Source organism: Chryseobacterium sp. CBTAP 102, from assembly GCF_003201365.1.
In the GTDB taxonomy this organism is placed as follows: domain Bacteria; phylum Bacteroidota; class Bacteroidia; order Flavobacteriales; family Weeksellaceae; genus Chryseobacterium; species Chryseobacterium candidae.
Genome location: NZ_QICX01000008.1, coordinates 189,863 through 198,976 on the forward strand (window position 1 = coordinate 189,863; position 9,114 = coordinate 198,976).

A 9,114-nucleotide genomic window follows, 5' to 3' on the forward strand; every position below is an offset into this window, starting at 1 on the left:
ATTTTTTACTGTAAAAAATACAAATATGTGTATGATATATTTAAAAAAAAATTAAATTTGTTGAAACAAAAATATTATGAGAAGATATCTACCGCTTTGTTTATTTTTTTTAGTCATTTCGAATTTTTTATTTTCGCAAACCCCTTTACCCAGAAAGAGTATTAAGGAGCCCAGTACACCAATGTCCAGAAGGGCAGGAGCTTTTATTGATGTGAATGCCCCGTCATATGCTGAGTCCAGTTACACTATAGAGAAGATGGTAAAAGATGTATTGATCTCGTCCGGAACCAATACCTGCCTGACTCCCAATGTAACCAATGTAAAGATTACTCCGAATCATGCTGCAAGTGATGCCAACAGAGCCTGGGGATACTTTCATAAAGCTACAACCAACTTCCCTTTTAAAGACGGACTTATTCTTTCTACAGGATATGCAAGAAAAGCGGGAAACAGTCTTGAATCAAATACTCTAAGTGATAATAATGGCGGTGGGTCAGATGCTGATCTTGCACAGGTGATTGGGGTAGTGGAAAGCAGATTGAATGATGCTGTTCTTTTGGAGTTTGACTTCGTTCCAACAACCTCTCAGATTAAGTTTAATTATCTGATCGCTTCAGAAGAATATACAGGTTCATTCCCTTGTACCTTTGCAGATGCATTTGCTATCTTATTGAAGCCTACTTCAGGAGGACCTTATGTAAATATGGCTGTACTTCCGGGAGGAGCAGGCCCTGTGAGTATTACAAATATTCACCCCGCAATCGGATCCAGCTGTGGTGCGGTAAACGAACAGTATTTTGCCGGGTACAACACAGGTAATGTTGAAACCAACTTTCAAGGAAGAACAATTCCATTAACTGCCACAGCAACAGTAGTGGCAGGACAGCAATATCACTTCAAAATGGTAATTGCCGATTATAGTGACCACAGTTATGACTCTGCAGTATTCCTTGAAGGAGGATCTTTCAATATCGGGGTAGATCTTTTAGATCCTGCAGGAACGAAATTACCTTCAGATATCAATGTATGTGATAATGTACCTCAGGTAATTACAGCTTCTGTAAATGACCCTAACCTTGTATATCAGTGGTATTATAATGGTGCACCTGTGCCTAATGCTACTACGAATACCATTACCGCAATACAGCCTGGGACCTATACCATCGAAGTAAGTGTTCCTGGTAACCCTTGTCCGGGGAAAGCTTCCATACAGATTCACGGAGGAACAACACCTCAGGCTCAGGATGCAACATTGCTGCTTTGTACCACACCGGATATTACTACTTTTGATTTAAGTACAATTATGCCTGCTATCAGCCCAACGCCTGGAGCTATCTTTAAATTCTACGAAAATCAGGCGGATGCTGTTGCACAAAATAACAACTATATTCAGACTCCTTTAAACTATAATGGTAACGATGGACAGATTTTGTATGTTCTGGTTTCCAATGGAGGATTCTGTAGCAAAATTGTAGAATTGACATTACAGAAAGAAGCAACCCCAACCGCTAAAGTGAAAGCTTCCAGAATAAAAATATGTCCGGGAGAATCCGTAACCCTTACCGCTGAAGGTGGAGATACTTATCTTTGGAGCAATTTCATGGGAACAGGCAATATGCAGACCGTTACTCTGTACCAGACTACCACATTTACAGTATATGCGCTTGGAGCAAAAGGCTGTAAATCTCTTAATCCGGCAACGATTAGAATTGAAGTAACACCAGAAATTACCTCTACATTGAAAGATGTTGAAATGTGTGTTGGTGATGTTGTAACACTTGATGCAGGAGCTGGTGATGGTTATAAATATCTTTGGAGTACAGGTGCTACAACGCAGAAAATTAATGTAAACCAATGGGGCATCTACTCAGTGGAAATTGATAACGGTATCTGTAAGAAAGTTTTTGAAGCCAAAGTAATGGGCGCTGCAACTCCTTTCGTTACCGCTTTAAATTATGAAAGCATCAAAAAGACAGTAACGATTACAGCCGAAAACCCGCCAATGAACAATACGCCAAGTACATTGGAATATTCTCTTGACGGTGGTATCACATGGCAGGATTCCAATGTATTTGCGAATCTTTTAGACAATACAAACTATACTGTTTTAGTAAGAAGAGTAGGAACACATTGTGTGGGCTCTCTTGAATTCTTTACTTTGCAGATCAACAATATCATTACTCCGAACGAAGACGGAATCAATGATGTACTGGATCTTAAAGCTCTTGGAGACTTTAAAAACTTTACCGGTTCTATCTATGACAGATATGGAGTGGAAATGTTCAGATTCTCAAAAGAAAATCCTGTCTGGGATGGAACAGTAGGCGGTAAGAGACTTCCTACAGCTACATACTGGTACAAGTTCAACTTTGAGTATCCAAAATCAAAAGCTCAGATGAACTGGTCAGGATGGATCATGCTGAAGAACAGAAACTAAAATTGATAATGTACTATAAAAGAAAGCCTTTCAGAATAAATCTGAAAGGCTTTCTACTTTTTAATGAATAATCTTATTATAATGTATTCAACAAAAAAGCTCCCGGTAAAGGAGCTGATAATGATTGTTTATTGATTTTGTTTCCACAGATTCGCAAAGTGAATAAAATCTGCTACGCTAAGTTCTTCCGCTCTTTTATCTAAAAACTCGTGTCCTTTTAAGGCTTCCGGAATATTGAGCATTTTTAAAGCATTTGACAGCTTTTTTCTTCTTTGATTGAAGCCTGTTTTTACAATTTGTTTAAACAGAACTTCATTGCCTGCAAGCCCTTCCTTCGGGTTTCTTGTAAGCCTGATCACTCCCGATTTTACTTTTGGCGGAGGGTTGAAGACATTCTCATGTACCGTAAACATATAAGATACATCATAATAAGCCTGTATCAGAACAGAAAGAATACCGTAATCTTTAGTTCTCGGAACAGCAGCTGTTCTTTCCGCTACCTCTTTCTGGAACATTCCTACCATTTCCGGTATTAGCTGGTAATGATCTACAATCTGAAACAGGATCTGTGAAGAAATGTTATAAGGGAAATTTCCAATGATTGCAATCTGATCATCTTTGATAAAACTGAAATCCTGCTTCAGAAAATCTCCTACAAAAGTCTCTTCAGTTACCTTTGCATAATTGTTTTTCAGGTATTCGATAGATTCTGTATCTATTTCGGCAAGATAAATCTTCTGATCCTTTTCAAGAAGATATTTGGTAAGAACGCCCATTCCGGGACCTACTTCCATAATGTTGGTATAGTTCTCAAAACTAAGACCTTCTACGATTTTTCTTGCGATATTTTCATCTGTCAGGAAGTGCTGTCCAAGATGTTTTTTTGCTTTTACACTCAAAGTTTTTTATGATTTTATTAACAGTGATTTTCTTTATTTCGTCCCAAATTTCGGAAGATTTTTTCTATTTTAGCCAAAAATTTTAATATTAATGGCTAAATCTGTAGATGAATTTAATAAGAAAAGGCTTCGGTCCAGCAATATTACAGTAGTGATAAGTATTGCCTTAGTGTTATTTTTGTTAGGATTAATGGGGCTTATTCTGATTAATGCCCAGAAGTATTCTGACTATATCAAAGAACAGCTGGTGGTGAATGCCTACTTTGATGAAAACTATGACGCTAAAGATTCTGTAAAAATTGCAAAACTTGAGGATGAAACTTTTAAAAAGGTACAGTTATTAGCTCCTGTAAAAAAAGCGACTTATATTTCAAGGGATATGGCGGCTAAAGAAGCCAAAAAGACTATGGGAATCGACAGTGATGCATTGTTTGAAGAAAATATTTTTCCATCTTCAATTGAAGTTGCTTTAAAACCGGAATTCGTGGATCCCGCAAAAATTGATGAAGCCATCAAAGAGATCAAATCCGTTCCTGGAATTATCGATGTTAAAAATGACAGTACTTTGATGGTGGATGTTTACAATAACCTGAGCAGAATTCTGAAATGGATTTTAGGATTTTCAATTCTGTTCCTGATATTGGCGGTTGTATTGATCAACAATTCTATCCGTCTTAAAATATTCTCGAAGAGATTTATTATTAAAACAATGCAGCTGGTAGGAGCGAAAAGAAGATTTATCCTTAAACCTTTCATTGTGGAGGCTATTATTTTAGGAGCTATCGGTTCTTTAATAGGTCTTCTTGCTTTGGGCGGAGTCTGGTATTATTTCACAAGTCAGATTGGCTCTGCTTTCGTACAGGACAACAACCAATACTTCTGGTTAGTAATCCTCGTACTTGGTGTTGGAATTTTTATTTCTGTCTTAAGTACGATTTTCGCTACATGGAGATTCTTAAAATCAAACGTTGACGATTTATATTACTCTTAATAATGAGCAAAAAAACAAATAAATTTTCCGCTTCAGACTTTGGACATGAAGCTGAAGTACCACAGGAAAACGCTTTCTATTTCGGACAGCAGAATTTCAAATGGATGCTGATAGGATTGGCATTTATTGTAGTAGGATTTCTACTGATGATGGGACCGGATGCCAATACGGTAGATGGAAAATTTGATCCTGACTCATGGAATGACGGTATCTTTTCTATCAGAAGAATCAGAATAGCACCTTTATTTGTTGTTATAGGATTTGCCATAGAAGTGTATGCGATCTTAAAAAGAAAATAAATAAATTTTTACATTTTTGAGATTAAGAGATTAAGAAATTGAGAATTATATTCTGAATTTCCGGATCTCTTAATCTTTTAATTTTTTAAAAGAATATGGATTTAATCAAAGCAATTATCATTGCCATTGTAGAAGGACTGACAGAATATCTTCCGATTTCCTCTACAGCACATATGGGATTTACCGCCAATCTTATGGGGTTGGAGGAAACAGAATTTTTAAAAATGTTTCAGGTGTCTATTCAGTTTGGAGCTATTTTATCTGTGGTAGTAGCCTACTGGAAAAAGTTTTTTGATTTAAATAATATTCAGTTTTATTTTAAACTTGCGTTTGCCGTAGTTCCGGCTTTGGTATTGGGATATTTATTCGATGATAAAATTGAAGCCGTTCTTGGAAATCAGATTGCCATCTCTTCTGTATTGGTTTTAGGGGGTGTTGTTTTACTGTTTGCTGATCAATGGTTTAAAAATCCTAAGATTGATGATGAAAAAGGAATTACCATAAGAAAAGCCATTACCATCGGTTTCTGGCAGTGTCTTGCCATGATGCCGGGTACAAGCCGTAGTGCAGCCTCTATTATCGGGGGAATGACTCAAGGGCTTACCAGAAAGGCAGCTGCAGAATTCTCTTTCTTCCTTGCTGTACCTACGATGCTGGCCGTAACAGTGTACTCAGTTTTTGTTAAAACCTGGGGAAAAGAGACCGCAAATCCGCAGAAAGGATATGAAATGATCATGTCTTCACAGGATCACATTATGATCTTCGTTGTAGGAAATATTGTAGCATTTATCGTAGCACTTATCGCGATCAAGGCTTTCATCGGAGTACTTAATAAATACGGATTTAAACCTTGGGGCTGGTACCGTATTTTTGTAGGAATTGCTCTGTTGATTTATTTTTATTTCTTTAAATAAGAAATCTTTTATACCCATTCATGACTGCTGAAGAACTGAAATCAGGATACATTTTTTTATTGGACAAACCTTTGGACTGGACTTCCTTCCAGGCTGTCAATAAAATGAAATATAAACTTAAAAGGGAATTTGATCTTCCTAAAAAATTTAAAATCGGACACGCCGGAACTTTAGATCCCAGAGCAACTGGGCTTCTTATCGTCTGCTGCGGAAAATTTACTAAGAAAATTCCTGAAATTCAGGATGCTCCTAAAGAATATTGGACAGAGATCAAAATTGGAGTACAGACGGAATCCTATGATACTGAAAAACCTGAAATTCTTCAACAGGATATCTCGCATATTACTGAACAACAGGTAAAAGAAGTGCTGGAAAAATTTGTTGGAGAAATTGAACAGAAACCACCTGTTTATTCGGCTATTAAAATTGATGGCGAAAGGGCGTATAACCTTGCCAGAGCTGGTGAAGAAGTGGAAATGAAAGCAAGAAAAACAACGATCCATTACATCAGGGATATTAAAATCGATTTTCCTTTAGTGAGTTTCATGGTAGGATGTTCAAAAGGAACATACATCAGAAGTCTTGCCCATGATATCGGACAGGAATTGGGAGTTGGAGCCTATCTTACACAGCTGAGACGGACCAAAATTGGTGATTATGCCATTGAAGATGCTACAGATCAGTTCCTGAATAATGAGTACAGGTTTGAGGGGCTGTAATAATCAAACCAACAGTTCTCAATATATTTTAAGGATATAATTTTCTTCCTAAATTTGCAGTAGGAAATACAAAGTTAGTTCCTGTTCAAAAAAGATTGACCCAGGAAGGAGGGATTATTTTTGAATTACCTATACAGAAAACGAGATGATGGTTTTTCCATAAGCTTAAACTATGGAAGTACTATTTCAGCAATAAAAATGATACCGGTTACGGAAAGACTAATGGAAAAGACACGTATTAATAAATATTTATCAGAAGCAGGATACTGTTCCAGAAGGGCAGCAGATAAGCTATTGGAGGAGGGCAGAATTAAGATAAACGGGAAAATTCCTGAAATGGGAACCAAAGTTTCTGATGAAGATCTTGTAGAAGTAGACGGAAAACCCATCAGAGAGCCACAGGAAAAACCTGTGTATATCGTTTTTAATAAGCCGGTAGGAATCGTTTGTACTACCGATACCAAACGTGAAAAAAATAATATTGTAGATTATATCAACCACCCGAAAAGAATTTTTCCTATCGGAAGGTTGGATAAACCAAGTGAAGGACTTATTTTCTTAACGAGTGACGGTGATATCGTCAATAAAATTCTGCGGGCACGCAATAATCACGAAAAAGAATATATTGTTCGTGTAGACAAACCTGTCACTCCAAGATTCCTGGAAAAAATGAGAAATGGTGTTCCTATCCTTGATACTGTGACTAAGAAATGTGAGGTAGAGAAGATTGATGAAATGAATTTCAGAATTATCCTTACTCAGGGACTCAACAGACAGATCCGAAGAATGTGCGAATATCTTGGATATGAAGTGAAAAAACTGAAACGAATCCGTATCATGAATATCAAACTTGATTTGCCAATCGGGAAATGGAGAGATATGACCGATGAAGAACTTAACACGCTCAACTCTTTGCTGGCAGATTCCAGCAAAACCTTTGATTAAAATATAGAAAGATCCTTTACTGTTTACTTTCTCAATTTTCCGGTATTATACACCGGAAATCTTATTTTCTTCTATTAACTAGATCCCGATGGGATCAAATCCAGCTCCAGAGGAGCGACCTGTTAATTCATGTCTTAAATATTGCTATTTTCAATGTATTTGTACTTTTTATCGGGCAGTAATGTTCCGAAATAAGACTATAGAGAAGTTTAATCCGGTATTATTTTATATATAACTTCATTCTTCCTTCATATTCAGGTTTTAGTTTTAAAAGTTTCCATATTTTTTTATCATCAGGATTACTGATCCGGTAGAATATGATTTTGTCTGCCGAATATTTGAAATAAGGATGATTTTTAAGCCATTCCTCGGGTGCCTCTACTAATGAATATCGGGGAACATTTGACGTATTCAGTGGAGCTATGGAAATCAGTTTTTGAACCAGATCCTGATCGATGTTGTAAGTGCTTAGAATTTGCTGCTTATTCATGAAACCTCCCAGTTTGTTTCTGAAACCAATCACTGAACCAGCACTTCTTTCATCCAGTCCGAATTCAATAAGCTGTTTAAAAGTAATGGTATTAAGATCTGTTTTTGAAAAATCTGTTTTTTCTTGTTGTTTTTCCTGAAGTTTGACATACGGTTTCATTTCCTGAAATTTCTCTGCGGAAATTACAAAACATTTCTGCAGGTCGTCCAGACTTTTAAAGCTTCCACGTAAATTCCGGACCCGGTAATTGATGATTGTGGCTGCTTGTTTTTCTGAAAATCCAAGTACTTTCCAACCTTCTAAGTCCAACTGATTAGGATCAAATGGATGATATTGAATTCCGGATTTTACAGTATTATTCTTCGTGAAATTTCTGAAGTTTTCCGGAGTTTTTGCGGGCAGTAAAAGATAAGGTTCAAGTTTGCTGTAATTTTCCGGAGAAATGATAAAACATTCTTTAAATTTTTCCTTACTTATAAAACTTCCTCCGAGATAATTTTTATACTTTATAATGGCTTCTGCCTGCTTTTCACTAAAGCCCATCTTAAGCCAATCTTGTGAAGAAAACTGATCAGGATTGAATTTTCCTGATATCAGAATTTTTTTCTTTCTGCGCGTAGTGAATCCTTTCGGATCTTTTTTTTCTGCTGTTTCAGGAAGTAAAATGAAAGCCGCCAGCTCACTAAACTTATCTTCAGAAATAGCATAACATTTTTTCAACTGTTCTTTTGAACTAAATTTTCCCCCTAAGATATCTTTATACTTAAGAATGGTAGCCGTCTGCTTCTCTGAAAATCCAAGTTTCAGCCACTGTTCTTTGTCAAGAGTATTGGGATCAAAATCTGATAGATTCGCTGATATTGAAGCATCTGAAATGAACGTAACTTCAGGGAACGGTTCTTTTTCATGGCTGGTATATTTCTGATATACCAATAAAACAGTCAGCAATGTGACCATCAACGCCAATTTCTGGTAATAGCTTTTTCTCATTATGGAGTAAACTTATAGATAAAAATAAAGCGCGACAATAGCTGATAATGAAATGGTTAAAGATTGTATAGAGATTGTATTTTTATTCTTTAAAAGCTAATAGGAATCTTGCTTTTTAGGTGATATAATTTCGTAATTGATACTGAAATACTCTGATCTTATTTTTATTTTTTAACACGACACCTTCTGTCGCTCAAAGAGGATATTTTTGTATCAGAATGAAATAAAATTTAATATAAATAAACAGGATTTGATTATTAATAGTATGATTTACATTAAAGCACACAAGAGTGATTTTCATGTCTTAAAAAGCATTAAATTCGCGAAGTTTTAAGAAACTAATTACTAACTCAGAAAACATAGAATGAAAAAAATCTATCTCGGTGCATTCACTTTATGCACAGCCCTGGGCGTATCTGCTCAGGAAGTG

At 36.3% G+C, this 9,114-nt stretch carries 8 protein-coding genes; 6 read left to right on the forward strand and 2 right to left on the reverse strand.

What is annotated here, in order from left to right; translation table 11 throughout:
* The first annotated feature begins 181 nt into the window (after positions 1 to 181).
* Positions 182 to 2,437, forward strand: coding sequence for a choice-of-anchor L domain-containing protein (locus C8D70_RS13165; RefSeq protein WP_228402493.1), 2,256 nt, complete (start codon positions 182 to 184; stop codon positions 2,435 to 2,437).
* A 128-nt stretch (positions 2,438 to 2,565) separates the two neighbouring features.
* On the opposite strand, the gene rsmA is transcribed toward C8D70_RS13165, so the two are convergent.
* Complete coding sequence (gene rsmA, locus C8D70_RS13170; RefSeq protein ID WP_110367606.1) at positions 2,566 to 3,336, reverse strand: 16S rRNA (adenine(1518)-N(6)/adenine(1519)-N(6))-dimethyltransferase RsmA; 771 nt, start codon at positions 3,334 to 3,336, stop codon at positions 2,566 to 2,568.
* A 91-nt stretch (positions 3,337 to 3,427) separates the two neighbouring features.
* Between rsmA and C8D70_RS13175 the strand changes: the two genes are divergently transcribed.
* The 5 genes from C8D70_RS13175 (at position 3,428) to rluF (ending at position 7,204) form a co-directional block, all read left to right on the forward strand.
* Positions 3,428 to 4,327, forward strand: coding sequence for a cell division protein FtsX (locus tag C8D70_RS13175; protein WP_076595660.1), 900 nt, complete (start codon positions 3,428 to 3,430; stop codon positions 4,325 to 4,327).
* A gap of 2 nt (positions 4,328 to 4,329) precedes the next feature.
* Positions 4,330 to 4,626, forward strand: a complete 297-nt coding sequence (locus tag C8D70_RS13180) for a DUF3098 domain-containing protein (RefSeq protein ID WP_076595659.1) — start codon at positions 4,330 to 4,332, stop codon at positions 4,624 to 4,626.
* 95 nt (positions 4,627 to 4,721) lie between these two features.
* On the forward strand, positions 4,722 to 5,540 hold the full coding sequence (locus C8D70_RS13185; protein WP_110367607.1) for an undecaprenyl-diphosphate phosphatase: 819 nt from the start codon (positions 4,722 to 4,724) through the stop codon (positions 5,538 to 5,540).
* A 20-nt stretch (positions 5,541 to 5,560) separates the two neighbouring features.
* On the forward strand, positions 5,561 to 6,259 hold the full coding sequence (gene truB, locus C8D70_RS13190) for a tRNA pseudouridine(55) synthase TruB (protein ID WP_110367608.1): 699 nt from the start codon (positions 5,561 to 5,563) through the stop codon (positions 6,257 to 6,259).
* A 222-nt stretch (positions 6,260 to 6,481) separates the two neighbouring features.
* Positions 6,482 to 7,204: a 23S rRNA pseudouridine(2604) synthase RluF gene (gene rluF, locus C8D70_RS13195; protein WP_076595656.1), complete on the forward strand. Its 723-nt coding sequence runs from the start codon at positions 6,482 to 6,484 to the stop codon at positions 7,202 to 7,204.
* A gap of 220 nt (positions 7,205 to 7,424) precedes the next feature.
* Here the strand turns inward: rluF and C8D70_RS13200 are convergent, their stop codons facing one another.
* Positions 7,425 to 8,684 carry a helix-hairpin-helix domain-containing protein gene (locus C8D70_RS13200; RefSeq protein ID WP_181416130.1) on the reverse strand — a complete coding sequence of 420 codons (1,260 nt, stop codon included), beginning with the start codon at positions 8,682 to 8,684 and terminating at the stop codon, positions 7,425 to 7,427.
* Between the last annotated feature and the right edge of the window lie 430 nt (positions 8,685 to 9,114).